The sequence below is a fragment of the Streptococcus saliviloxodontae genome (assembly GCF_016908655.1).
GTDB lineage: Bacteria > Bacillota > Bacilli > Lactobacillales > Streptococcaceae > Streptococcus > Streptococcus saliviloxodontae.
Genome location: NZ_JAFBEI010000023.1, coordinates 16,961 through 42,534 on the forward strand (window position 1 = coordinate 16,961; position 25,574 = coordinate 42,534).

At 39.7% G+C, this 25,574-nt stretch carries 21 protein-coding genes and 1 pseudogene; 18 read left to right on the top strand and 4 right to left on the bottom strand.

Features of this window, described 5'->3' with window-relative positions; genetic code table 11:
• Window positions 1–15 precede the first annotated feature (15 nt).
• Window positions 16–1,443: an NADP-dependent glyceraldehyde-3-phosphate dehydrogenase gene (locus JOC31_RS06150; RefSeq protein ID WP_205017285.1), complete on the top strand. Its 1,428-nt coding sequence runs from the start codon at window positions 16–18 to the stop codon at window positions 1,441–1,443.
• A 224-nt stretch (window positions 1,444–1,667) separates the two neighbouring features.
• Here JOC31_RS06150 and JOC31_RS06155 read toward each other — a convergent pair whose 3' ends face one another.
• A complete protein-coding gene (locus JOC31_RS06155; RefSeq protein WP_205017286.1) occupies window positions 1,668–2,750 on the bottom strand; it encodes a DEAD/DEAH box helicase in 1,083 nt (360 codons plus the stop codon).
• 95 nt (window positions 2,751–2,845) lie between these two features.
• On the opposite strand from JOC31_RS06155, the gene udk reads away from it, so the two are divergent.
• The 10 genes from udk to JOC31_RS06205 all read left to right on the top strand — a co-directional run bounded on the left by udk (window position 2,846) and on the right by JOC31_RS06205 (window position 11,894).
• Window positions 2,846–3,469 carry a uridine kinase gene (udk, locus tag JOC31_RS06160; RefSeq protein ID WP_205017287.1) on the top strand — a complete coding sequence of 208 codons (624 nt, stop codon included), beginning with the start codon at window positions 2,846–2,848 and terminating at the stop codon, window positions 3,467–3,469.
• Between the two features lie 496 nt (window positions 3,470–3,965).
• Window positions 3,966–5,528 (top strand): 2-isopropylmalate synthase, encoded by a 1,563-nt coding sequence (locus JOC31_RS06165; protein WP_205017288.1) that lies wholly within the window; start codon window positions 3,966–3,968, stop codon window positions 5,526–5,528.
• 19 nt (window positions 5,529–5,547) lie between these two features.
• Window positions 5,548–6,582 (top strand): 3-isopropylmalate dehydrogenase, encoded by a 1,035-nt coding sequence (gene leuB / locus JOC31_RS06170; protein ID WP_205017289.1) that lies wholly within the window; start codon window positions 5,548–5,550, stop codon window positions 6,580–6,582.
• Window positions 6,579–6,851 carry a DUF1294 domain-containing protein gene (locus JOC31_RS06175; protein ID WP_205017290.1) on the top strand — a complete coding sequence of 91 codons (273 nt, stop codon included), beginning with the start codon at window positions 6,579–6,581 and terminating at the stop codon, window positions 6,849–6,851. The genes leuB and JOC31_RS06175 overlap by 4 nt, the downstream gene beginning before the upstream one ends.
• A 1-nt stretch (window position 6,852) precedes the next feature.
• Complete coding sequence (leuC, locus tag JOC31_RS06180; protein WP_205017291.1) at window positions 6,853–8,238, top strand: 3-isopropylmalate dehydratase large subunit; 1,386 nt, start codon at window positions 6,853–6,855, stop codon at window positions 8,236–8,238.
• Between the two features lie 11 nt (window positions 8,239–8,249).
• Complete coding sequence (leuD, locus tag JOC31_RS06185) at window positions 8,250–8,840, top strand: 3-isopropylmalate dehydratase small subunit (protein ID WP_205017292.1); 591 nt, start codon at window positions 8,250–8,252, stop codon at window positions 8,838–8,840.
• A gap of 79 nt (window positions 8,841–8,919) precedes the next feature.
• Window positions 8,920–9,444, top strand: coding sequence for a GNAT family N-acetyltransferase (locus tag JOC31_RS06190; RefSeq protein WP_205017293.1), 525 nt, complete (start codon window positions 8,920–8,922; stop codon window positions 9,442–9,444).
• 45 nt (window positions 9,445–9,489) lie between these two features.
• Window positions 9,490–9,987, top strand: coding sequence for a GAF domain-containing protein (locus JOC31_RS06195; protein ID WP_338058831.1), 498 nt, complete (start codon window positions 9,490–9,492; stop codon window positions 9,985–9,987).
• On the top strand, window positions 9,987–11,648 hold the full coding sequence (gene dnaX, locus JOC31_RS06200; RefSeq protein WP_205017295.1) for a DNA polymerase III subunit gamma/tau: 1,662 nt from the start codon (window positions 9,987–9,989) through the stop codon (window positions 11,646–11,648). The genes JOC31_RS06195 and dnaX overlap by 1 nt, the downstream gene beginning before the upstream one ends.
• 51 nt (window positions 11,649–11,699) lie before the next feature.
• Window positions 11,700–11,894, top strand: coding sequence for a DUF3272 family protein (locus JOC31_RS06205; protein ID WP_205017296.1), 195 nt, complete (start codon window positions 11,700–11,702; stop codon window positions 11,892–11,894).
• On the opposite strand, the gene birA is transcribed toward JOC31_RS06205, so the two are convergent.
• Complete coding sequence (birA, locus tag JOC31_RS06210; RefSeq protein ID WP_205017297.1) at window positions 11,875–12,813, bottom strand: bifunctional biotin--[acetyl-CoA-carboxylase] ligase/biotin operon repressor BirA; 939 nt, start codon at window positions 12,811–12,813, stop codon at window positions 11,875–11,877. The genes JOC31_RS06205 and birA overlap by 20 nt on opposite strands.
• 251 nt (window positions 12,814–13,064) lie before the next feature.
• Here birA and metK point away from each other — a divergent pair, with 251 nt between their 5' ends.
• From metK to JOC31_RS09940, 7 genes and pseudogenes are all read left to right on the top strand, one after another.
• Window positions 13,065–14,255: a methionine adenosyltransferase gene (metK, locus tag JOC31_RS06215; RefSeq protein ID WP_205017298.1), complete on the top strand. Its 1,191-nt coding sequence runs from the start codon at window positions 13,065–13,067 to the stop codon at window positions 14,253–14,255.
• A gap of 454 nt (window positions 14,256–14,709) precedes the next feature.
• The gene (locus tag JOC31_RS06220) at window positions 14,710–15,969 is read left to right on the top strand and encodes a UDP-N-acetylglucosamine 1-carboxyvinyltransferase (RefSeq protein ID WP_205017299.1); all 1,260 of its coding nucleotides are present in this window, start codon (window positions 14,710–14,712) and stop codon (window positions 15,967–15,969) included.
• 276 nt (window positions 15,970–16,245) lie between these two features.
• Window positions 16,246–17,124, top strand: coding sequence for a glycosyltransferase family 2 protein (locus tag JOC31_RS06225; protein ID WP_338058832.1), 879 nt, complete (start codon window positions 16,246–16,248; stop codon window positions 17,122–17,124).
• A 5-nt stretch (window positions 17,125–17,129) separates the two neighbouring features.
• Window positions 17,130–18,116 carry a sugar transferase gene (locus JOC31_RS06230; RefSeq protein ID WP_205017300.1) on the top strand — a complete coding sequence of 329 codons (987 nt, stop codon included), beginning with the start codon at window positions 17,130–17,132 and terminating at the stop codon, window positions 18,114–18,116.
• Window positions 18,109–19,851: an SP_1767 family glycosyltransferase gene (locus JOC31_RS06235; RefSeq protein ID WP_338058833.1), complete on the top strand. Its 1,743-nt coding sequence runs from the start codon at window positions 18,109–18,111 to the stop codon at window positions 19,849–19,851. Before JOC31_RS06230 ends, JOC31_RS06235 begins: the two co-directional genes overlap by 8 nt.
• Window positions 19,852–20,727: a glycosyltransferase family 2 protein gene (locus tag JOC31_RS06240; RefSeq protein WP_205017302.1), complete on the top strand. Its 876-nt coding sequence runs from the start codon at window positions 19,852–19,854 to the stop codon at window positions 20,725–20,727. It abuts the gene before it with no gap.
• A 336-nt stretch (window positions 20,728–21,063) separates the two neighbouring features.
• Window positions 21,064–21,144: pseudogene (locus JOC31_RS09940) on the top strand (KxYKxGKxW signal peptide domain-containing protein); the annotation flags it as partial.
• A 296-nt stretch (window positions 21,145–21,440) separates the two neighbouring features.
• On the opposite strand, the gene JOC31_RS09945 reads toward JOC31_RS09940, so the two are convergent.
• The gene (locus JOC31_RS09945) at window positions 21,441–21,941 is read right to left on the bottom strand and encodes a hypothetical protein (protein WP_275586108.1); all 501 of its coding nucleotides are present in this window, start codon (window positions 21,939–21,941) and stop codon (window positions 21,441–21,443) included.
• Window positions 21,942–22,967: 1,026 nt separating this feature from the next.
• A partial coding sequence (locus JOC31_RS10100; protein WP_476715126.1) for an MSCRAMM family adhesin occupies window positions 22,968–25,574 on the bottom strand: 2,607 nt, incomplete at its 5' end.

The following is a 25,574-nucleotide window of genomic DNA, read 5'->3' on the forward strand; positions in this document are numbered from 1 at the left end:
AAGGAGACCTATTAAATGACAAAACAATACAAAAACCTTGTCAATGGTGAATGGAAACTTTCTGAAAACGAAATTAAAATCTATGCACCAGCATCAGGCGAAGAACTTGGTTCAGTACCAGCGATGAGCCAAGAAGAAGTTGATTACGTTTACGCAACTGCAAAAGCAGCTCAGCCAGCTTGGCGTGCTCTTTCATACGTGGAACGTGCAGCTATCCTTCACAAAGCAGCGGACATCCTTGTTCGTGACGCTGAAAAAATTGGTGCTGTTCTTTCTAAAGAAGTTGCTAAAGGTTATAAAGCAGCTGTTTCTGAGGTTGTTCGTACAGCGGACATTATCCGTTACGCAGCTGAAGAAGGACTTCGTATTGAAGGTGAAGTGCTTGAAGGTGGTAGCTTTGAAGCAGGAAGCAAGAAAAAAATTGCTATTGTTCGTCGCGAACCTCTTGGACTTGTTCTTGCAATCTCACCATTTAACTACCCAGTTAACTTGGCAGGTTCTAAGATTGCTCCAGCCCTTATCTCAGGTAACGTTGTAGCCCTTAAACCACCAACACAAGGTTCAATTTCAGGTCTTCTTTTGGCAGAAGCATTTGCAGAAGCTGGCGTGCCAGCAGGTGTCTTCAGCACTATCACTGGTAAGGGTTCAATTATTGGTGACTACATTGTTGAACACGAAGCAGTTAACTTCATCAACTTCACAGGTTCTACACCAATCGGTGAACGTATCGGTCGCTTGGCTGGTATGCGTCCAATTATGCTTGAACTTGGTGGTAAAGACTCAGCAATCGTTCTTGAAGATGCTGACCTTGATGTAGCAGCTAAAAACATCGTTGATGGTGCCTTTGGTTACTCAGGTCAACGTTGTACAGCTGTTAAACGTGTTCTTGTAATGGAAGACGTTGCAGATGCGCTTGTTGAAAAAATCCGTGAAAAAGTTGTTAAATTAACTATTGGTAATCCAGAAGACAATGCAGACATCACACCACTTATTGATTCATCAGCGGCAGACTTTGTTGAAGGTCTTATTAACGATGCTAGCGAAAAAGGTGCAGAAGCTGTTACTGAAATCAAACGTGACGGTAACCTTATCTGCCCAGTTCTCTTCGATAAAGTGACTTCAGACATGCGTCTTGCTTGGGAAGAGCCATTTGGTCCAGTTCTTCCAATTATCCGTGTGAAATCAGTAGAAGAAGCAATTGAGCTTTCAAACAAATCAGAATACGGTTTGCAAGCATCAGTTTTCACAAATGACTTCCCACTTGCCTTCAAGATTGCTGAGCAACTTGAAGTGGGTACTGTTCACATCAACAACAAAACACAACGTGGTACAGATAACTTCCCATTCTTGGGTGCTAAGAAATCTGGTGCCGGTGTTCAAGGTGTTAAATACTCTATCGAAGCAATGACTTCAGTTAAATCAGTAGTATTTGATATTAAATAAATGGTCACTAATGGTTACTCACTATTAGTCTGATTGATAAAAACTCCTGAGAGGTTTGTTCTCTCAGGAGTTTTTATATTGTGTGTCTAGAAACTAATAATGATATCTATCATCCTTATTAAGTTTTGTATGATAGTAACGTAACGTTATCTAACACATATAAAAAGATAGGCTAGTGACAGGGAGAATGTATCTCTTGTTACTAGCCCACTTGTTATAAAAGTCTATTTAAGATGTAGTTGTTGATTTTTGAGGTTAATCTCTGAGACGGTAGCAAACTTTTTCAATTTTTTGAGGTCTTCTTTGTGTGTTACAAAGGTAATGACGCTTCCAGTTTTTCCCATACGTCCAGTACGTCCAGCGCGGTGAGTATATGATTCGATATCACGAGGAACTTCGAAATTAATAACAACTTCCAGATTATCAATATCGATACCACGTGCGACAAGGTCTGTTGCTAGTAGGAGGGAAATATCGTGGTTCTTGAATTTTTCGAGAATAACTTTTCGGAATTTAACATTAACATCACTGGCTAAGGATACTGCAGAAGAATTGTTGAATTGAAGACGTTCTTCTGCTGCTCCTAAATCAGATAAACTGTTAAAGAATGTGAGTCCTCTAAAATCAGGGATATTAGACAATTTTCTCAGAGTATCAAGGCGATCACGTTTATCAACTTGTAAGTAATAGTGTGAAATGGTATCCAGTTTTTGATCTGAAAGATCTAAAGCAATTGTATTTTCAGCTAGGCTGCTTGTATCAACCTTATTAGTAGCACTCATATAGACAAATTGATGGTCACGTGGAACGTGAGTTGTAATTTTTGAAACGAAGTGATACTGAGAGTCGCTGAGGAGTTCATCAAACTCATCGAGAATAATCGTATCGACAGACATCATTTTTATTTTTTTGAGTTTGACTAATTCAAAGATGCGTCCAGGTGTTCCAATTAAAATTTCAGGTCCTTTTTTTAAACGTTCAATTTGACGTTTTTGACTAGAACCAGATAGGAAAAGTTGAGCTGTTAGTCCAAGAGGTTCAGCCCATTCCTTGGTTACTTCAAAAAGTTGACCGGCCAATTCAGTGTTTGGAGCTAGGATGAGCAGTTGCTGAGACTTTTTGGGTTTTAGTTTTAGCAAGCTAGGGAAAAGGTAAGCGAGGGTTTTTCCAGTACCTGTTGGACTGATTCCAAGGAAATTATCGCCTTGGCTGATGAGAGGAAATGCTTGCTCTTGAATAGGGGTGAGCTGATTGAAATTGAGGGCAGCTAATTTTTCCTGCCATACTGTGGGAAACGTTTTAATCATGTTGTTACTCTTTTTCTAAAATGATATTTCTTTCATTATATCATGTTTTGGTGTAAAATAGATAGAAAGACAATTTTAGACAGGAAGAGTTTATCATGAGAAAAAAACCGATTATTATTGGCGTAACAGGTGGTTCAGGAGGAGGAAAGACGAGTGTATCTCGTGCGATTCTTGCTAACTTTCCGGATGCCAAGATTGCTATGATTGAGCATGATTCCTACTACAAGGATCAAAGTCATCTAACGTTTGAAGAACGTGTTTCAACGAACTATGATCATCCTTTAGCGTTTGACACAGATTTGATGATTGAACAGATTGATGAATTGATTGCAGGTCGCCCTGTTGATATTCCAATCTATGATTACACGCAACATACGCGTAGTGATAAAACGTATCGTCAAGAGCCACAGGATGTGTTTATTGTGGAAGGTATTCTTGTTTTAGAGGACAAGCGTCTTCGTGATTTGATGGATATTAAATTGTTTGTTGATACAGATGATGATATTCGTATTATTCGTCGTATCAAGCGTGATATGGAAGAGCGTGGCAGAAGTCTTGATAGTATTATTGAGCAATATACTAGTGTTGTAAAGCCAATGTATCATCAATTTATTGAGCCAAGCAAGCGTTATGCTGATATCGTGATTCCAGAAGGTGTTTCAAACGTTGTAGCTATTGACTTGATCAATACCAAGGTTGCTGCGATTTTGAGTGACTAATAATTAATAGAGAAGAATTTAAGATAGGATAGTCTTAAATTCTTTTTTATAGTCAGAAAGAAATGAATCCGTCACTAATTGTACCAACTTTTCAGAAAATTCGATAAATAAAGTGAATTTTCTTGACAAGTTTCATAGAAAAGGTTAAGATATTTGTAATAACTATCGATAAGGAGAAGTCAAATGACATTCGCAACAAAAACTGTTTTGCTATTGCGTAATGAGGGCTAGTGCATGAAGAAGCATTAGTCCTGTTTGGCTTACCAAGCGGGAAAGAGAAACTCGCTTGGAATTCTCCTAGCGGGTTTTTAATTTTATTGTTAGGATTGGTTGGTGCCTGTCTGAGATTCTCTTAAAAATTTAACTTCTGAAGTTTAGCTATGATTTTCAGAGAATTGCGACAAGTTAGCGTGCTCTCATCAGAGTCCCTCAAAGACAGCTACCATCCATGCTTTCTCGATTTACTATCGAGAGTATTCTTAGAAAGAGGTATACTATGCGTACAGTTGAATTTCTTGATACAAGTCTTCGTGATGGCGAACAAACGCCGGGTGTAAACTTCTCTATCAAAGAGAAGGTCGCAATTGCTAAGCAGTTGGAAAAATGGGGAATTTCATCAATCGAAGCTGGTTTCCCAGCAGCAAGTCCAGATTCCTTTGAAGCAGTAAAACAAATTGCAGCAATAATGACAAAAACAGCTGTTTCTGGTCTGGCACGTGCTGTCAAATCTGATATTGATGCTTGTTATGAAGCTATCAAGGATGCAAAATTCCCACAAATTCATGTTTTCATTGCTGCTAGTCCTATCCACCGTGAGTTCAAACTGAAAAAAACTAAGGAAGAAATTCTTGAAAGTGTAACAGAACATGTCTCTTATGCACGTTCAAAATTTGAAATCGTTGAGTTTTCACCAGAGGATGCAACACGTACTGAGTTGGACTTTCTTCTTCAAGTAGTTCAAACAGCTGTAGATGCAGGTGCTACTTATATCAATATTCCAGACACAGTTGGTTTCACAACGCCTGAGGAATACGGTTATATTTTCAAATATTTAATTGAAAACGTCAAATCTGACCGTGAAATCATCTTCAGTCCACACTGTCACAATGACCTTGGAATGGCAACTGCCAACACGCTTGCTGCTATTAAAAATGGTGCGGGGCGTATTGAAGGAACTGTTAACGGTATTGGTGAGCGTGCTGGTAACGTAGCCCTCGAAGAAGTTGCTGTTGCGCTTAATATTCGTGAAGATTACTATCAAGCTACATCTGATATCGTCTTGAACGAAACGATGAATACTTCTGAAATGGTTTCTCGTTTCTCAGGTATTCCCCTTCCTAAGAATAAACCAATTGTGGGTGGTAATGCCTTCTCACACGAATCAGGTATTCACCAAGATGGTGTTCTTAAAAACCCACTCACTTATGAAATCATTACACCTGAATTGGTTGGTGTTAAGAAAAACTCTCTTCCACTTGGTAAACTCTCAGGTCGCCATGCCTTTGTTGAAAAGTTGAAAGAATTGCAACTTGATTTTGAAGAGTCTGAAATCGCAACTCTCTTTGCCAACTTCAAGAAATTGGCTGATAAAAAACATGAAATTACAGATGCTGATATTGTTGCTTTAGTAGATGGCAATGAAATTTCTAACCCAGAAGGGTTCCATTTTGATGACTTAAAATTGACTTCTAATCCAGATGATACCGTAACTGCAGTCGTTACTATGTCAAATGAAGACAATGAAGATGTTGAAGTGATTGCAAATGGTAAGGGTTCTGTAGAAGCTATCTTTAATGCGATTGATAAGTTCTTCAATCAAACCGTTAAATTGCTCAGCTACAATATCGATGCTGTGACAGAAGGTATTGATTCTCAGGCCCGTGTATCGGTTTCTGTTGAAAATATTGACTCAGGAACAATTTTCAATGCTTCTGGAATTGATTTTGATGTCTTAAAAGCAGGTGCTATTGCTTATGTTAATGCCAATGCTTTTGTTCAGAAAGAAAACTCAGGTGAAATTGGGAAAGCAGTTTCTTTCCGTGATATCCCAAACGCGTAGAATTAGAGAAGAGGGTAAAATGAAAAAAATCGTAACATTAGCAGGGGATGGTATCGGTCCAGAAATCATGTCAGCCGGCTTAGAGGTTTTGGAAGTAGTTGCTCAAAAAGTCGGTTTTGAGTATGAGACACAAGCAAAAGCGTTTGGAGGTGCTGGAATTGATGCCGAAGGCCATCCACTTCCTCAAGATACTCTAGAGGCAGCAAAATCAGCAGATGCTATTCTTTTGGCAGCTATCGGTAGCCCACAGTATGACAATGCACCAGTTCGACCAGAACAAGGTTTGTTGGCTATTCGTAAGGAATTGAACTTATTTGCAAATATCCGTCCAGTTCGCATCTTTGATGCTTTGAAGCATTTATCACCTCTTAAACCAGAACGAATCGAAGGGGTTGACTTTGTAGTAGTTCGTGAATTGACTGGTGGTATCTACTTTGGAGAACATACCTTGAATGAGGCGTCAGCGCGTGATGTTAATGATTACTCAGCAGATGAAATTCGTCGTATCTTGCGTAAAGCATTTGATATTGCACGTGGTCGTGGAAAAAAAGTAACTAGTATCGATAAGCAAAACGTACTCGCAACGTCTAAATTATGGCGTAAGGTAGCTGAAGAAGTAGCAACTGAGTACCCAGATGTTACTTTAGAGCACCAGTTGGTAGATAGCGCAGCTATGATTATGATTACCAATCCAGCTCGTTTTGATGTTGTTGTAACTGAAAATCTTTTCGGTGATATCTTGTCAGACGAATCATCAGTTCTACCAGGTACTCTTGGCGTAATGCCATCAGCTAGCCATTCTGAAAATGGACCAAGCCTCTATGAACCAATTCATGGTTCTGCACCAGATATTGCTGGACAAGGTATCGCCAATCCTATTTCAATGATTTTATCGGTAGCTATGATGTTGCGTGAAAGCTTCGGTCTTGAAGAAGCAGCGCAATTGATTGAAACTGCAGTTGATAAAACATTGACACAAGGTGTTTTGACACGTGACTTGGGAGGTCAGGCTGATACTGCTGAGATGACTGCAGCTATCATTGCCAACCTATGAGTTTAAGTTTTATTTTATTGCTTTACTTATTGCTTTGGAATTTGCTTGTTTTTATCACTTATGGTGCAGACAAGCTAAAGGCCAAGCGAGGAGTTTGGAGAATCTCAGAGAAGCTACTGCTAATAGAAAGTTATGTTTTAGGTGGGCTGGGGGCTTATTTAGCAGGTCTTGTCTTTCACCATAAAACACGTAAATGGTATTTTCGTTTAGCGTGGTATCTAGGACTCTTAGGTGATGTAATTGTGATTTATTTAGTTTGGAGAATATAATATGAGTGGAAAATCAATTTTTGATAAACTTTGGGAACGCCATGTCGTAACTGGTAAAGAAGGTGAACCTCAACTAATGTATGTGGATCAACATTACATCCACGAAGTAACTAGTCCACAAGCCTTTCAAGGGCTTCGTGACGCAGGTCGTACAGTTCGTCGTCCTAATTTGACTTTTGGTACAACTGACCATAACGTGCCAACTGTAGATATTTTTAATATTCGTGATTTGATTTCAAAAAATCAGATTGATACTCTAGCTCGTAATGTTGAAGACTTTGGTATCGATGCTGCAACTCATGGGACAGATCGTCAAGGTATTGTACATATGGTTGGTCCTGAAACAGGTCGTAGTCAGCCAGGTAAGTTTGTTGTCTGTGGAGATAGCCACACAGCGACTCATGGTGCTTTTGGTGCGATTGCCTTTGGTATTGGAACATCAGAGGTTGAACATGTATTTGCAACGCAATGTCTATGGCAAGTTAAACCTAAAAAGATGAAGGTTGAATTTGTTGGAACGCCTCAAAAAGGAGTTTATTCAAAAGACTTTATCCTTGCTTTGATTGCACGCTATGGTGTTGATGCTGGGGTTGGATATGCTGTTGAATACTGTGGTGAGGCTATTGATGCACTTTCTATGGATGAGCGTATGACGATTGCTAACATGTCTATTGAGTTTGGTGCTAAGATGGGATTAATGAATCCTGATCAAAAAACCTATGACTACGTTCAAGGTCGTCCATGTGCTCCAGAAGATTTTGATGCAGCTGTAGCAGATTGGAAAACGCTTGTATCTGATCCAGATGCTGAGTACGACAAAGTGATTACAATCGATGTGTCTAAATTAGCGCCAATGGTGACTTGGGGAACTAACCCAGAAATGGGTGTTGAGTTTGACCAACCATTCCCAGAAATGAAAGATATGAATGATGAGCGTGCTTATCACTATATGGATGTGAAACCTGGGGATAAGGCAGAAGACATTGAACTTGGTTATGTCTTTATTGGTTCATGTACAAATGCTCGTTTGTCTGACTTAGAGCTAGCTGCTAAGTTTGTTAAAGGCAAACATATTGCTCCTAACTTAACAGCTATTGTAGTACCAGGTTCTCGTCCTGTTAAGAAAGAAGCAGAACGTCTTGGTCTTGACAAGATTTTCTTAGATGCTGGTTTTGAATGGCGTGATCCAGGTTGTTCAATGTGTCTTGGTATGAACCCAGACCACGTTCCAGAAGGTGTTCACTGTGCGTCAACAAGTAACCGTAACTTTGAAGGTCGTCAAGGTTATGGAGCACGTACTCACCTCTGTAGCCCAGCTATGGCAGCGGCAGCAGCAATTGCTGGTAAATTTGTCGATGTTCGTGATATGCCAGAAGTTCAAGGATAAGGGAGAAAAAAATGGAAAAATTTACCGTATATACTGGGAAAACTGTCCCTTTGATGAATGATAATATTGATACTGATCAGCTCATTCCAAAACAATTCCTAAAAGCTGTTGATAAAAAAGGTTTTGGTAAAAACCTACTTTTCGAATGGCGCTACCTTAATGATAACTATGATGAAAATCCAGATTTCATCTTTAATAAACCAGATTATCGTGATGCAACTATTTTGATTTCTGGAGACAACTTTGGGTCAGGTTCATCACGTGAGCATGCGGCTTGGGCGCTTGAAGATTATGGTTTCCGTTGCGTTATTGCAGGTTCTTTCTCAGATATTCATTACAATAATGAATTGAAAAATGGTATGCTACCAATTGTTCAGCCTCTTGATGTTCGTGAGAAATTGGCTGCGCTACCAGCTGGTGAGGAAATCACTATTGACTTACCAAATCAAGTCATCAAATCTTCTGCAGGAGATTTCCATTTTGATATTGATGCTGAGTGGAAACGTAAATTGGTTGAAGGACTTGATGATATTGGAATCACACTTCAATATGAAGACTTGATTTCAGCTTATGAAAAACAACGTCCTGCTTATTGGCAGTAATAGCTAAGTTAGCTCTAAACCCATCTAGTGAACCACTTCCTAGATGGGTTTATTAGTTGAAGTGGAGTGAAGGAATATTATGGATCTTGTACGTGTTACATTTGATTTTAAAGATATGGTACTTCTTGATCATCTGAACAAGGAAGCTTTTCCAGATGATGAGCGCGTGGAACTGGCTGACTTGATAGCCTATAGCCTAGAAAATGGCAGAGAAATGTTGGCCTTTTATGAGGTAGATACATTTATTGGATTTGCTGTTTTGATGTCTTCGGATGATCTTGTCTACATGTCGTTCTTCGCTGTTCAGAGTGAGCTTAGAGGGAATGGCTACGGTAGTCGAGTGTTAGATGCTATTTCTAGTCGTTATCCCCATCGTAGCTTTTGTCTAGAAGTTGAACGTCTGGATGAAGACTGTGTCAACAGAGGAGAACGTTTAGCTAGATGGCGTTTTTATGAAAGAAATAATTTTACTGAGACAGGATACCTTTTAGAATATGGGAAGCTGTCTTTTGATATCTTGTGTCGTGGTCCTTTTAAACCTGCAAGTTATGAAAGATTATTATCTTCAATCGCGACTTTTAGATTTCAAGTCAGGAGAAGGTGAGAAAAAGCTCAGCAGATGCTGTGCTTTTCTGATATAATAGGCAGTATGGAAAACAATGTTAAAAAAGGTAATTATGAAGTGATGTTAGCACAGGCCAAGGCGCTATTTGCTAATGAAAATAATGCTCTCGCTAATCTATCAAATGCTTCTGCACTATTAAAAATGACCCTACCAAAGTCCGTTTTTGCAGGTTTCTATCTTTTTGATGGTCAAGAATTGATTTTAGGACCGTTTCAAGGTCGTGTTTCTTGTGTACATATCGCAATGGGTAAAGGGGTTTGCGGTCAGTCAGCACAGGAGAGAAAGACAGTGATTGTCGATGATGTGACGAAACATGAGAACTACATCTCTTGTGATTCTGCTGCGATGAGTGAAATTGTCGTTCCGATGATAAAAGATGATCGTTTGATTGGTGTTTTAGATCTAGATTCTTCTCTAGTAGGAGACTATGATGAGGTGGATCAAGACTATTTAGAAAAATTTGTTAGGGTCTTGTTAGAGAAGACATCTTTTAATTTTGATATGTTTAGGAGTGAGGGTTGATGTACCAAGCGCTTTATAGAAAATACCGAAGTCAGACCTTCGATGAGATGGTAGGTCAGTCTGTCATCTCAACAACGCTTAAACAGGCTGTCTCTACTGGGAAAATTAGTCATGCCTATCTTTTTTCTGGTCCACGTGGAACAGGTAAGACCAGTGCTGCTAAAATTTTTGCCAAAGCGATGAACTGTCCAAATCAAGTAGATGGCGAACCTTGTAATCACTGTGATATCTGTCGGGATATTACAAATGGTAGCTTGGAAGATGTTATTGAAATTGATGCTGCTTCAAATAATGGTGTTGATGAAATTCGTGACATTCGTGACAAGTCGACCTATGCTCCTAGCCGTGCGACCTACAAGGTTTATATCATTGATGAGGTTCACATGTTATCAACAGGAGCGTTTAACGCTCTTTTGAAAACCTTGGAAGAACCAACTGAAAATGTTGTCTTTATTTTAGCAACAACGGAGCTGCATAAGATTCCAGCGACAATTTTATCAAGGGTACAGCGCTTTGAATTTAAGGCGATTAAGCAGAAGGCTATTCAAAATCATCTAGCTAGTGTCTTATCAAAAGAGGGGATTGCTTTTGATGAGGAAGCTTTAGTGATTATTGCTCGCCGTGCAGAAGGTGGGATGCGTGATGCACTGTCTATCTTAGATCAAGCACTCTCTCTATCGTCAGATAATTGTGTATCTATCGCAGTAGCAGAAGAAATCACAGGTTCTATTGGTTTATCAACTTTGGATCAGTATGTTAAACATATTAGACAAGGGGAAACGACAGAAGCTCTAGCTGATTTACAAGTGCTTTTTGATAACGGTAAGTCCATGAGTCGTTTGGCGACAGATTTGTTAGAATACCTAAGAGACCTCCTTATCGTAAAAGTGGGTGGAGACAATACCCACCAGAGTTCCCTTTTTGAGGAGAATCTGATCATGGCACAAGACGTTATCTTTTCCATGATTGATTGTGTTACTCAAAACCTTTCTGCCATCAAAACAGGTACACAGCCGAAAATCTATGCAGAGATGATGACTGTTCAGTTAGCTGGATTGAGTGTTAACTCAAATCAGCAGTTACCTGACAATCTTGTTCAAGAGTTTGAAGCCATGCGTCAGGAAATTGCAGAACTCAAACAAGAATTGACAGCTTTAGGGCGACAACCGATTGGTGAGGCACCGAAACCAAAGATGAAATCAGGATTCTCTTTCAAGGTAGATAAAGATAAAATCATGAAAATTATGGAAGATACTGTAGAAGATTCTGTTAGATCAAAAGAGTATCTTGAAGCTCTAAAAGCTGCTTGGAATGAAATTTTAGATGCTATAAGTCCTCAAAATCGAGCGCTTCTGATGGGCTCAGAGCCTGTTCTAGCCAATGCAGATAACGCAATATTAGCTTTTGAAGCTGCTTTCAATGCAGAGCAAGCTATGAAACGAACAGATCTTAATGATATGTTTGGGAATATTATGAGTAAAGCTGCAGGTTTTTCTCCAAATATTATGGCAGTTCCAAAGTCAGACTTTAATCATATTAGAAGTGAGTTTGCCCGAAAAATGAAAGTCTCTACACCTCAAACCGAGGAAAAGAACGCTACAGCCTCAGTTCCAGAGTCTTTTGCCTTTTTAACAGAAAAACTATCGATTAGTGAAGATTAAAAAACTGCGTAATCCTTTTGGATTGCACAGCTTTTTTGTTATAATGGAGTCATGTTAAATCGACAAGTAATTTTTTTGACCCTTATCACTATTATAGAGACCTACTGTTTTAATCAAGCTATTTTTGACAAACAGTATTTTTTTGCTAGCTTTTTTGGTTATCTATTGTTGCGCCGTCTCTACACGAGCTTTATCATTACAAAGCTATTGAAAGCAGCAGATAAGCTTACCAAGAAGTCAGACTAATTTCTCCGCTAGAGAGGGTGTCTTTTTGACCATCTTTTAGGGAAATGATGAGTTGACCACTATCAGTAATATCGGTTACAAGTCCTCTGTACTCATGACCATCCTTTTGGTAGGAGACAAGACGATCTAATACTAGAGACTGTTCTTTATAGTAGCGGATAAGGTCTTTTTCAGGAGTCTGATAGAAAATTGACCAAATTTCAGAAATAAGATCATTACGACTTATCGGGCATTCTTCAGTAAAGAGAGAGCCAGCTTTATCGGTAAGGTCGTCAGGGAAATCCTTGATTACAAGGTTGATACCAATACCGATAATTAAATCGGTAACTGTCCCTGTTTCCACAGATGAAATCGCTTCGGTCAAGATACCGGCGATTTTTTTATTGCCTAGGTAGACATCGTTGACCCATTTAATCTGGCATTGAATTCCTGTCAAACGGTGAATAGCTTTGACAAGACTGGCAGCAGCCAGTACAGTGTAAGGTTTTAGGTTGTGAAAGTCACAGTCTGGCGATAGCCTAAGTGACATATAAATGCCACCTTGTGAGCTAGCGTAGAAAGGGCGTCCAAATCGCCCTTTAGCACCAGTTTGATTTGGAGCTAGATAGAGTGTGTTAGTAGGATGACCTAATTCGATGCCTGCCTTAGCATCAATTTGTGTAGAGATGCTTTGCTCATTTAAGAAGACTTTTAGAGGAGGGCTCTTTTTTTCGATAAGTGAAGGGACTAATAAATCTCCTGAAACTAAGTGATAGCCTTTGTTTTTTTGTGATTGTATCGTGATTCCCTTAGTTTCGAGGGTCTTGATGCCTTTCCAAATAGCTGTTCGAGAAATGGCTAACTGGCTAGCAAGTTCTTCGCCACTGATGAAATCTGAACAGGTTGAGAGGAGTTCATAGATTTTTTCGTAGGTTTTCATACTATTAGTATAGTATAAATTTGGTTATTTGCCTAAAGATTTTCAAAAGAAGTTACAGCTATAGTTTTTTTCTATCATCTCTTCGTTAAATTTTTATAAGAAATTGCTATTTTCTCTTGCTTAAGTATGGTATACTAGAAACGTTATTAAGTCCCGAAAAGGTGGTAGAGCCTTCGTGCTTTTATCAGTTCTTTGTAACTTTTTAACCCGCTTTAAGCGGTCAATGATTTATTAAAAGGGGGACATTTTTTATGTCAGAACGTAAACTTTTCACGTCTGAGTCAGTATCTGAGGGGCACCCTGATAAGATTGCTGACCAAATTTCCGATGCGATTTTGGATGCGATTTTGGAGAAAGATCCAGATGCTCACGTTGCAGCTGAAACAGCTGTCTACACAGGGTCAGTCCATGTCTTTGGTGAAATTTCAACAACAGCCTATGTGGATATCAACCGAGTCGTGCGTGATACCATTGCTGAGATTGGCTATACCAATGCAGAATATGGTTTTTCAGCTGAGTCTGTTGGCGTTCATCCGTCATTAGTTGAGCAGTCACCAGATATTGCCCAAGGAGTTAACGAAGCCCTTGAGGTTCGTGGTAATGACGACCAAGATGAGTTGGATTTGATTGGTGCAGGTGACCAGGGTCTCATGTTTGGTTTTGCCATTGATGAAACACCAGAGCTCTTGCCATTGCCAATTTCATTAAGTCACAAGTTGGTGAAAAAACTGGCAGACCTTCGCAAATCAGGTGAGGTTTCTTACCTTCGTCCAGATGCTAAAAGTCAGGTTACTGTTGAGTATGATGAAAATGATCGTCCTGTACGTGTGGACACAGTGGTTATCTCAACTCAGCATGATCCAGAAGTCACAAATGAGCAGATTCATCAAGATGTGATTGAAAAAGTGATTAAAACGGTTATTCCAGCAGAATACCTTGATGATGAGACGAAATTCTTTATCAATCCTACAGGTCGTTTTGTTATTGGTGGACCTCAAGGGGATTCTGGCTTGACAGGTCGTAAAATTATCGTTGATACTTACGGTGGCTACTCACGTCATGGTGGCGGTGCTTTCTCAGGTAAAGATGCCACTAAAGTTGACCGTTCTGCATCATACGCTGCCCGCTATATTGCTAAAAATATTGTCGCAGCAGGTCTTGCTAAAAAAGCAGAGGTACAACTTGCTTATGCTATTGGGGTTGCTCAGCCAGTTTCTGTTCGTGTCGATACTTTTGGCACATCAACGGTTTCAGAGAGTGATTTGGAAAAAGCGGTGCGTCAGATTTTTGACCTTCGCCCAGCAGGTATTATTCAAATGCTTGATTTGAAACGTCCAATCTACAAACAAACAGCGGCTTATGGCCACATGGGACGTACAGATATCGATTTACCTTGGGAAAAATTAGACAAGGTAGAAGCTCTTAAAGCAGCAATAGGATAGAGAATTTACTTTATAAAAAAGAGGAAGCTGAGACAAAAATCTCAAGCTTCTTTTGTTTACCCTTTTATTTTTGGGGGTAGATTTTCTCCTTGGCATCATTTATTAGGCGCTTTAGTACCTACAAATCAGACTCTTACAGACCTAGTCCCTTTTTGCATAAAAGATTTAAAATAGGCCTTGGCTTGGACGAGAGACTAAAGCTGTTGTTTTAGTCCATCATGTAGCTTAGGAAGCCTTTAAATAACTGTATTAAACAATCGAAAATTTTAATGTAGTTAGCTATTTTAAAGCTTAATAAGACTAAAAAACTTCTCTTAAATGTAACATAGAGGTTACGAGAATATCTCAATTTGATGAAAAAACTTCACTAATGCCTCATCACTTTAATTGTGTTATAGGGATAAATGTGCTAAAATAAAAAGGTTGAATTCTAGGATAAGAAAGTTTAGAGAGTATGCGAAAAATTGTAATTAATAGCGGAAAGCCTCTGTCAGGAGAGGTAGCGGTCTCGGGTGCAAAGAATAGTGTTGTTGCTTTGATTCCTGCTATTATTTTGGCAGATGATATTGTTACCCTTGATGGAGTTCCAGCTATCAGTGATGTAGATAGTTTGGTTGACATTATGGAAGTCATGGGGGCTAAAGTTAAACGTCAAGGCGAAACTTTAGAAATTGATCCACGAGGTGTGGAAAACAAACCTATGCCTTATGGTAAGATCAATAGTCTTCGTGCTTCTTACTATTTCTATGGTAGTTTGTTAGGTCGTTTTGGTGAAGCAGTTGTTGGACTTCCTGGAGGGTGTGACCTCGGTCCACGTCCAATCGATCTTCATTTAAAAGCTTTTGAAGCTATGGGAGCTAAGATCACTTATGAGGGAGACAATATGCGTCTCTCGACAGGGGGAACGCCTGTTCAAGGTACTCATATCTTCTTTGATACTGTGACGGTTGGTGCGACTATCAATACGATGCTTGCCGCTGCTAAAGCTGAAGGTCGTACTGTTATTGAAAATGCAGCGCGTGAACCAGAGATCATTGATGTGGCAACTCTACTAAACAACATGGGGGCTCACATTCGTGGTGCAGGGACAGATATTATTACGATTGAAGGGGTGAAATCGCTCCACGGAACACGCCATCAAGTGATTCCTGATCGTATTGAGGCAGGTTCTTACATTGCTATGGCTGCTGCTGTCGGTGAGGGAATCAAGATAACAAATGTCTTGTATGAACATTTGGAGTCCTTCATTGCTAAATTGGATGAGATGGGTGTCCGTATGACCATTGAAGAAGATGCTATTTTTGTGGAGAAACAAGAGCAGTTGAAGGCAGTCAATATTAAGACAGCACCATATCCAGGTTTCGCTACAGACTTGCAACAACCTTTGACCCCCTTATTGCTGACAGCGCACGGTCGTGCTAGCATTGTGGATACGATTTATGAGAAACGTGTTAACCATGTGCCAGAAATGGCTCGTATGGGTGCCAATATCTCAACAGTCGGAGGACGTATTGTTTATGAAGGTCCAAATCAGTTAACGGGAGCTCCTGTTAAGGCGACAGACCTTCGTGCTGGTGCGGCTCTAGTTACTGCAGGATTGATGGCAGAAGGCCAGACGGAGATTACTAATATTGAGTTTATTTTACGAGGCTATTCTAATATCATCGAAAAATTAACTGCTCTAGGTGCAGACATCCGAATTGTTGAGGATTAAATGGATAAGCTAGATTTCAAGAAAGTGATTTTTGAAATAAACTTATCAAAAAAGCCAAAAAGCAAGCTACTAGGAAGTGGCTTGCTTTTTTGGGGATAAATAGCTTTAATATAACTGACTATTTTATTTTTTTAGGGAAAAGAAGAACGGATAAAATTGTGATATAATGAGTAATAATTGGATAAGGATATCATCTGATTAGTTAATCAGTAAAAGATAATTAAAAATGTCCATATTTTTAAGTGATGTGTAGCTAGTTTTTGGTCAGAAAGGAAAATGATGGAGACAGTTAGTGTTATTATTCCTGTTTATAATGGGGAAAAGTACCTGAGACAATGTGTAGAAAGTGTCCTCAAACAGACTTATTCACAGTTGGAAATTATTATTATCAATGATGGTTCTAAAGATAAGACGGCCCTTATTTGTGAGCAACTTCGTCATCAGGATGAGCGTATTCGTGTTTTTCATAAACCAGCCAATGAAGGTCTGGGAGCAGGGCGAAATACATCGCTTGATTTAGCTACTGGGGATTATATTATTTTTGTAGATTCTGATGATTGGATTGACCCTAATCATATAGAAGATTTGTACCAACTCTTGAAGCGAACAGATAGTGATATTGCCATTGCTAATTTTACCCAGTATTTTGAGGAAAATGGTTCTTACAATATTCATCTGACAGAAGCAGATTATTACGAAGCGGTTTACAGTCCACAAGACTGGTTTGCTTTCCAGTACGGTCACGGGCATAATTTGAGTCTTTGCTTTACAGTACCTTGGTGTAAAATGTATAAGCGTTCTATATTTGACACTATTCGTTATTATACAGATGGTTTTGGTGAAGATGATCGTACAACTTGGAAGACTTATCTGATGGCAGATAAAATTGCCTACATGCATCGTTCGAGCTATGTCTATCGTGTTAATGCGACTAGCATGACACAGACAGCTGATCAGGGAACTGTTTTTCAAGTAGGTCCTATAGCAGAGCGCTTAGAGGTGTTGAGTCTTTTAGGTTTTGACCTCAGCAAAGAAATTGCCGCATACAAATGGCGTGCTCAGATTAATCGTGATAGTAAACTAAAAGATGGTGATATGAAAGCTTATCGTGATTTAGAATTCCGCATGCGCCTCATTGAGAAATATAAGAGATAACTAACATGAGAGTTTACATTACAAATATAAATGGTTTAGCAGGAACGGCCCAGTTTGCTCAAAATATGGTTACCGATATTGGTGTTGCTTTGGGCTATCGTGAGCTTGGGATTTACCGATATGATATCAATGCAGATAGTCCTGCTGAACTTAGTAAGCGAATTGATGGGATTATTGCGGGTTTACATCATGGAGACGTTGTTGTTTTTCAAACTCCAACTTGGAATACAACTGTTTTTGATGAACGCTTGATGGAAAAATTGCAGGCTTATCGTATTAAAATTGTTATTTTTATTCATGATGTTGTGCCTTTGATGTTTGCTGGAAATTTCTATCTAATGGAGCGGACTATTGCTTATTACAACAAGGCGGATTTGATTATTGCACCTAGTCAAGCTATGATTGATACTTTACGTCACTATGGCTTGACGGTTCCTAAAACGATTGTGCAAAGAATGTGGGATCACCCGACAGAAATTCCAAGTCTGCCTGCGCAGTTTAAAAAAGAAATTCATTTTCCAGGTGATTTGGAACGCTTTAGTTTTGTTCGTTCTTGGGAGTATGATATTCCTTTGCACCTTTACTCACGACATGGGGATAATCTACCATCACAAGTTCATTATCATACCTATATGCCTGATGAGGAGCTTTTGTTGACTCTGTCTCAAGGAGGGTTTGGTTTGGTGTGGATGGATGACCATGATAAGGAGTATCAAACCTTGTATTGCCCCCACAAACTTGGTACTTTTTTGACTGCAGGAATTCCTGTTTTTGTCCAAAGAGGAATAGCTAATCAAGATATCATTGAAAAAAATCATCTTGGTTTTGTTGTGGATAGTCTTGATGAAGTAGTTGCTATTATACAGCAAATGAATCAAGAAACTTATCAGGAAATGATCGGTCGTGTTCGAGAATTTAACCGTTTGTTGAGGTATGGTTACTTCACACGTCGACTTTTAACAAATGCAGTGTTTGAGGTGTTATGTGATTAAGAAAAAATTATCAGAAATCAAAGTGCGTCCTATTTTGGAGTCCTTACAGTTTATTAATCAGCATCATTCGTCAGTAGCTCGTTTTGGAGATGGTGAGATTGATTTGATGACAGGTTTGAGCATTCCTTATCAGTCTTATGATCCTAAACTGGCTGCTTCTTTGAAGCATATTTTACAGACACCAAGTAGTCCAGAACTCTTGGTTTGTTTGCCAGACGTCTTTGACGGCTTGGAGCGTTATAATCAAAATGCGCGTCAGTTTTGGAAGGGTCATTTTGAGCGTTATGAGGATTTCTATGAGGAAAACTGTCGGTCAGACTGGTATGGTTCTACCTTTTTATCGCGCCCTTACATTGACTTAGAGGACAAGACTGCCTCTGCAGCATATTTCACAGAAATCAAGAAATTATGGCAAGACCGCGACATCTTGCTTGTTGAAGGGGTGACGTCACGCTCTGGTGTCGGAAATGATTTATTTGCCAACGCCACATCGGTATCACGCTTGATTTGTCCATCGCGAGACGCCTTTGCTTACTATGATGACATTTTGTCTGCTATTATCAAGCACAAAAAGGATAAGTTGGTTATTTTGATGTTAGGTCCAACTGCTAAGGTCTTGACTTATGACTTATCTAGGTTAGGGCATCAAGCCATTGATTTAGGGCATATCGATTCAGAGTATGAGTGGTTTCAGATGCAAGCTCCTTACAAAGTCAAGTTGGGTCATAAGCACACAGCAGAATTCAATGAAGACTTAGATATCACCTTTGTTGACGACGACTTTTACAATGAGCAGATTCTTGAAGTTATTGGGGTAGAGTCTAAACAAGTTGTTCCGAAAAAAGCAGCGTCTGATCTCATCAGTATTATTGTTCCTGTTTACAATGTGAGAGGTTATCTAGAGCGTTGTTTGACCTCAATTTCAAAACAAACCCACTCTCATTTTGAAGTGCTTTTAGTCAATGATGGCTCAACAGATGGTAGTGCAGCAATGTGTCAGAGTTTTGTCGAACAGGATTCGCGTTTCCAACTGTTTCATCAGGAGAATGCTGGTCCATCTGCTGCTCGTAATTTGGCCTTAGACCATGTGTCTGGTGACTATATTACTTTTATTGATTCAGATGATTTCATCGAAGAGACTTATCTGGAAAATCTGTTGATGCACCTCAAGGAAACAGGCTCTGATATTGCAGCGACAAGCTTTACCTCCTTCAACGAAGAACGGTCAAGTTTTCTCTTTTTCCACAATCAGGATAACTATTTCCAACGTGTTTATACTGTTCAAGATTGGTTAGACCAAGAAGGGAATATGAAGCATAACCTGCATCTGGCCTGGGTTTTCTCACCTCTTAAATTGTATAAGGCAGAGTTATGGGATTTGGTTCGTTTTCCAGTGGGGCGCTTGAGAGAAGATGATGCCACTATCTATAAGGTGTATTTGCAGGCTAATCAAATTGCTTATACGAATGCCGGTCCTTACTATTATTCGCAACGTTCAGAAGGCTTATCACGAAACGGTATGCTCAAGGATGTGGCAACAATGGTGACTAATGCAGAGGAAAGATTGGCTCTTATGGTCCTATTAGGCTATGACCCAAGTAAGCAACTTGAATCTTATCTTGGTCGTTTACGAAAATGTCAGTCGGATGCTCTTAGTTCTGGTCAAATTAGTCTTTATCAAGAGTTATCTGCTAAGCTTGATTTGTATGACCGATTTCGTCGGAAAGGGGAATAGATGGAAAAAGTTTCAGTAATTGTGCCGGTATTTAATGCAGGTGACTTTCTTAGACCATGCTTAGACAGTATTGTCAATCAGACTTATGACAATCTAGAGATTATCCTTGTCAATGATGGCTCAACAGATGGTTCGGCAGCGATTTGTGAGGAGTACCGCCAAAAGGATGCGCGTGTGCGTCTGATCAATAAAGCCTTGGGTGGTGGTGGTGTCGGTGCTGCACGTAACTCAGCCTTACCTTTGATAACAGGTGATTATGTTCTTTTTGTGGATAATGATGATTGGCTAGAGGAAAATCATATTCGTGTTTTATATGATTCCTTGAAGGAAACTGATAGTGATATCGCTGTTGCCAATTTCACAGAATTTATTCAGGAACGTGGGACGTTTTCGTTTCACCTTCGTCCAGAGGATTATTTTCAACAGGTTTATACGCCTCAGGAATGGTTTAAAAAGCAATATGATGGTCACTTTGCTTTTAGCCAATGCTTCACTGTTCCTTGGGTTAAGCTTTACAAGGCTAGTTTGTTTGAGAATATTGTCTATCCTGAAAAGGAAAAGGTGGAAGATGACTACACAACTTGGAAACTGTATCTAATGGCTGATCGTATTGTCTATTCTAATACCGGTATTTATTTTCACAGAAAGCGTTCGACAAGTGTCACTAAGACGGTAGACAAGTCCTTTGTCTTTCCTTTGCGTAGCATCGAAGAGCGAGTAGCGATTTTAGCTTTGATTGGTTTTGATATTTCAGAGGAATTAAGAGCTTATCGCTGGCGTTTACAATTGCATCGTGAGTCTTTTTTGGAGGCTGGTCGAATGCAGGAATATCATAATTGTCTTCAAAAACTGTCTATTTTGGAGAAATGGAAATAGTATAAAACTAAAGGTCTGAAATATTTGGACCTTTTTTGCATAAAAAGAAACAAAAGAACCTATTGTAGTAGAAATAAAACTATTATTATCAGAATATTCGAGATATTCAAATACATACTTAAAAAAATAATGCTTATATAGTTGTTAAATCGAGGTTTATGATTTTAGAGATGTTTTAAAATTTAATTTATCTTTTCTTTTATTGTTGTATATAGGGCAAAAAAATGTTAAAATAAGCAACGGAACTGTAGAATATAGATATATAGGATAACGTAAGGAGAACTGAATGAGTAAAAAAAATTTGATCATTCTTATGGAGAGTCTTCACGTAAAACACGTGTTAAGATGCACAAATCTGGTAAACACTGGGTAACAACAGTGATGTCACAGATTGGTTTTATCCGATTTATGAAGAGAGGGACAACAAGTCCTCTTAGGGTAAAAGATGTGACAAGCATGACAGATCGTCATTCTGCTATGATTGGTCTGTTACGTGGAGCAGTAGCTGCAGGAGCGGTTGTAGGTGCTGGTGCTCTTGTAGAACATGAGGTTTACGCCGATGAAGATGTTGCAACACAGAGCCTAGAGGTTTCTAGTACAACAACTGTCCTTGCTGGGACTGATACTGTAGCCATGTCAACTGAGACAACTGCTTCAGAGACAACAACTGTTGAGCCGGCACAGACGGAAGTTCAAGTGACTTCAGAAGTGACTCAAGAGAGTAGTGAAGCACCGAATTCAGATTTGCAAGTAGCTTCTGTATCAGAGTCTGTTTCGGTGTCAGTGTCAGAATCGGTAATTGAATCAATTTCAGAATCTGTCTCAGAGTCTGTATCAACATCAATCTCTGAGTCAGTTAGCGAGTCGACATCGGAATCGCTTTCAGCATCTGAGTCACTATCAACATCAGAATCTTTGTCATCGTCTGAGTCAGAAAGCAGTAGTCGTTCAGAAGTGTCACAATTAACACCGCGTTCAACTAGAACCACTGATAGTACTAGCACAACGTTAGCAGAAAATAATTCTGAGCAAGATGTAACACAAGATCGTGCTGATTTGGCGGATGCCATCACTACTCTTAAAGAATCAATAACAGAAGCGAAAAACCGTGGGATTGATGTCTCTGTTGAGGCAAAGACTTTACAAGTAGCACAAAGTTTACTTGATGATACTTCAGCAACCTCAACAGCTCTATCTGCTATGGTAGTAACCACCCTTGAGACATCGTCAAAATTAGATGAAAAAGAGTTAGTTGGTGCTAAAGCGATTTATTCGAATAGTGTCAGTAATGGTCTTGCAGTAGATTCTGAGGGTGTTGTTCATGATGATAAGTATCCTAGTGATAAGTACTGGAAAGATACTGCGACAGGACGTTATTCCTTCCAAATCATTGGTTTGACGACGACAGGAACTCAAGATGGTTCAGATTACTATGCTGTTTTATCAACTGATAGTGACGGTAGCGGTAAACTTTACATGACGATTGTCAAACGTTCTGATAATTCTGTCTATCGGAATGCCCGTGAAATTTCATCTTCTAAAACATGGGTATACCAGTATGCTAAAGCGAGTGAAAACTGGTATATCACAAAAGGGACAAATACCTACAATATCCGCGTAGGTGATGATCCAGTTGAGGTTGATACTCATAAGAACTTGATGTTCCAGGAATATTCGATTTATCAAGATGCTAACACAGAAGCTTATAAACAAATTAATGAGTTGATTCCAGGTAAATCAACACAAATAACACAGTACGTCTTGCGTGAGGCTGATGGTACAGAGACAGTTGTTGAAACTAAGACTCTAGAAGGTCTTGCTGGACAGACTTATACGATACCTGGACCGAAAGAATATGATGGTTATCAATTAGTTGAAGTACCTACGGAAACGGAAGGAACATTCTCTAATTTTGTTAAAGGGTATACGTTTGATAAAACTTACACTGGTGGATTGACTTTCCGTTATACACAGATTGACGATAAGGGAACCATGAGTGTTGAATTGTTGAAAAATGGTTCTCCATTTACTGGAGATGTTAATTATCCTGATGGAACAACTAAGCCATATACAGGTCCTATAACTATTGAGCCATTGGGTAATAATGAGGGGGTTATTGGTGGTAAATATCCATACATCAAGGATACGTATCCAGACCCAACGGACTCTAGGTATGATTTGAATCACTATGTAACGGTGGCAAGTCCTTATAAAGAGCAAGGACAAAATGTTCGATATGTTTATGAAAAGATTGTCGATAACACATCGCAGAGTGAGTCAGAATCTCTGAAACTCCAATCATTATCAGAGTCGGCCTCTGAGTCATCGTCAGCATCAATGCGTGAGTCGTTGTCAGAATCTGCTAGTGTATCTGTTTCGGAATCGTTAATGGAATCATTGAGTGAGTCTGCTTCCGAATCAAGTCTTGAGTCATTGAGTGAGTCAGTCTCAGAATCACAAAATGAATCCCTTTCCGAGTCCCAAAGTGAATCAGTCTCAGAATCGTTGAGTGAGTCAATCTCCGAGTCAACCAGCGAATCAGTTTCAGAATCGTTGAGTGAGTCAGCGTCAGAGTCGTTAAGCGAATCGGCTTCAGAATCATTAAGCGAATCAGTGTCAGAATCGCTAAGTGAGTCAGTTTCAGAGTCATTGAGCGAATCAGTTTCAGAATCAATTAGTGAATCGGTCTCAGAATCGTTGAGCGAATCTGTTTCTGAGTCAACTAGCGAATCGGTATCCGAGTCATTGAGCGAATCCGTCTCAGAATCGTTAAGTGAGTCAATCTCAGAATCCTTGAGCGAATCAGTATCCGAGTCATTGAGCGAATCAGTTTCAGAATCGTTGAGCGAGTCAGTTTCAGAATCGTTAAGCGAATCGGTTTCCGAATCCACAAGTGAATCGGTTTCCGAGTCATTGAGCGAATCAGTTTCAGAATCCTTGAGCGAGTCGGTTTCAGAATCATTGAGTGAGTCCGTATCCGAGTCATTGAGCGAATCAGTATCTGAATCGCTAAGTGAGTCCGTCTCAGAATCGTTGAGCGAATCAGTTTCAGAATCAATAAGTGAGTCGGTTTCAGAATCGCTAAGTGAGTCGGTTTCAGAATCGCTAAGTGAGTCCGTATCCGAGTCATTGAGCGAATCAGTATCTGAATCGCTAAGTGAGTCAATCTCAGAATCACTACTCGAATCCGCTTCAGAAACTTCAAGTGAGTCAATCTCAGAATCCTTGAGCGAGTCAGTGTCAGAATCCTTGAGTGAATCAGTTTCCGAGTCATTGAGCGAATCAGTATCTGAATCGCTAAGTGAGTCCGTATCCGAGTCATTGAGTGAATCAGTTTCAGAATCCTTGAGCGAGTCACTTTCAGAATCAATGAGCGAGTCGGTTTCAGAATCATTAAGTGAGTCAGTGTCCGAGTCACAAAGCGAATCAGTTTCAGAATCGCTAAGTGAGTCAGTGTCCGAGTCATTGAGCGAATCAGTCTCAGAATCGTTGAGCGAGTCAGTGTCAGAGTCACAAAGCGAATCAGTATCAGAATCGTTGAGCGAATCAGTTTCCGAGTCATTGAGTGAATCAGTTTCAGAATCGTTGAGCGAATCAGTTTCAGAATCGCTAAGTGAGTCAGTCTCCGAGTCAATAAGCGAATCAGTATCTGAATCCCTAAGTGAATCAGTTTCCGAGTCCCAAAGTGAATCAGTGTCAGAATCGTTAAGTGAGTCAATTTCAGAATCAACAAGTGAATCAGTTTCAGAATCGTTGAGCGAGTCAATTTCAGAATCGTTAAGTGAGTCAGTGTCAGAGTCAATAAGCGAATCAGTATCTGAATCGTTGAGCGAATCAGTGTCCGAGTCATTGAGTGAATCAGTTTCAGAATCCTTGAGCGAGTCCGTCTCAGAATCGTTAAGTGAGTCACTTTCCGAATCATTGAGCGAGTCCGTTTCGGAATCCCTAAGTGAGTCAGTGTCCGAGTCACAAAGCGAATCAGTTTCAGAATCCTTGAGTGAGTCACTTTCCGAGTCATTGAGCGAATCAGTATCTGAATCGCTAAGTGAGTCAGTGTCCGAGTCCTTGAGCGAATCGGCTTCAGAGTCAATAAGCGAATCGGCTTCAGAGTCATTAAGCGAATCGGCTTCAGAGTCATTAAGCGAATCGGCTTCAGAGTCAATAAGCGAATCAGTATCAGAATCCTTGAGCGAATCAGTTTCAGAGTCACTAAGTGAGTCCGTTTCAGAATCGTTGAGCGAATCAGTATCAGAATCGCTAAGTGAGTCAGTCTCAGAATCGTTGAGCGAATCAGTTTCAGAATCCTTGAGCGAGTCAATTTCAGAATCACTACTCGAATCCGCTTCAGAAACTTCAAGTGAGTCAATCTCAGAATCGTTGAGCGAATCAGTATCAGAATCAATAAGTGAATCGGTCTCAGAATCGTTGAGCGAGTCGGTTTCAGAATCAATAAGTGAGTCAGTGTCCGAGTCACAAAGCGAATCAGTTTCAGAATCCTTGAGTGAGTCAGTCTCAGAATCAACAAGTGAATCCGTCTCAGAATCGTTGAGTGAGTCAATTTCAGAGTCACTAAGTGAGTCGGTTTCAGAATCGCTAAGTGAGTCAGTCTCCGAGTCATTGAGCGAATCGGCTTCAGAGTCATTGAGTGAATCAGTTTCAGAATCACTACTCGAATCCGCTTCAGAAACTTCAAGTGAGTCAATCTCAGAATCATTAAGCGAATCAGTATCAGAATCCCTAAGTGAGTCAATATCAGAATCAACAAGTGAATCCGTCTCAGAATCGTTGAGTGAGTCAATTTCAGAGTCACTAAGTGAGTCGGTTTCAGAATCGCTAAGTGAGTCAGT

Excerpts from the sequence above, each read along its gene's own strand:
- JOC31_RS06150 (WP_205017285.1), top strand. The coding sequence starts at position 16 with ATGACAAAACAATACAAAAACCTTGTCAATGGTGAATGGAAACTTTCT.
- JOC31_RS06155 (WP_205017286.1), bottom strand. The coding sequence starts at position 2,750 with ATGATTAAAACGTTTCCCACAGTATGGCAGGAAAAATTAGCTGCCCTC.
- udk (WP_205017287.1), top strand. The coding sequence starts at position 2,846 with ATGAGAAAAAAACCGATTATTATTGGCGTAACAGGTGGTTCAGGAGGA.
- JOC31_RS06165 (WP_205017288.1), top strand. The coding sequence starts at position 3,966 with ATGCGTACAGTTGAATTTCTTGATACAAGTCTTCGTGATGGCGAACAA.
- leuB (WP_205017289.1), top strand. The coding sequence starts at position 5,548 with ATGAAAAAAATCGTAACATTAGCAGGGGATGGTATCGGTCCAGAAATC.
- JOC31_RS06175 (WP_205017290.1), top strand. The coding sequence starts at position 6,579 with ATGAGTTTAAGTTTTATTTTATTGCTTTACTTATTGCTTTGGAATTTG.
- leuC (WP_205017291.1), top strand. The coding sequence starts at position 6,853 with ATGAGTGGAAAATCAATTTTTGATAAACTTTGGGAACGCCATGTCGTA.
- leuD (WP_205017292.1), top strand. The coding sequence starts at position 8,250 with ATGGAAAAATTTACCGTATATACTGGGAAAACTGTCCCTTTGATGAAT.
- JOC31_RS06190 (WP_205017293.1), top strand. The coding sequence starts at position 8,920 with ATGGATCTTGTACGTGTTACATTTGATTTTAAAGATATGGTACTTCTT.
- JOC31_RS06195 (WP_338058831.1), top strand. The coding sequence starts at position 9,490 with ATGGAAAACAATGTTAAAAAAGGTAATTATGAAGTGATGTTAGCACAG.
- dnaX (WP_205017295.1), top strand. The coding sequence starts at position 9,987 with ATGTACCAAGCGCTTTATAGAAAATACCGAAGTCAGACCTTCGATGAG.
- JOC31_RS06205 (WP_205017296.1), top strand. The coding sequence starts at position 11,700 with ATGTTAAATCGACAAGTAATTTTTTTGACCCTTATCACTATTATAGAG.
- birA (WP_205017297.1), bottom strand. The coding sequence starts at position 12,813 with ATGAAAACCTACGAAAAAATCTATGAACTCCTCTCAACCTGTTCAGAT.
- metK (WP_205017298.1), top strand. The coding sequence starts at position 13,065 with ATGTCAGAACGTAAACTTTTCACGTCTGAGTCAGTATCTGAGGGGCAC.
- JOC31_RS06220 (WP_205017299.1), top strand. The coding sequence starts at position 14,710 with ATGCGAAAAATTGTAATTAATAGCGGAAAGCCTCTGTCAGGAGAGGTA.
- JOC31_RS06225 (WP_338058832.1), top strand. The coding sequence starts at position 16,246 with ATGATGGAGACAGTTAGTGTTATTATTCCTGTTTATAATGGGGAAAAG.
- JOC31_RS06230 (WP_205017300.1), top strand. The coding sequence starts at position 17,130 with ATGAGAGTTTACATTACAAATATAAATGGTTTAGCAGGAACGGCCCAG.
- JOC31_RS06240 (WP_205017302.1), top strand. The coding sequence starts at position 19,852 with ATGGAAAAAGTTTCAGTAATTGTGCCGGTATTTAATGCAGGTGACTTT.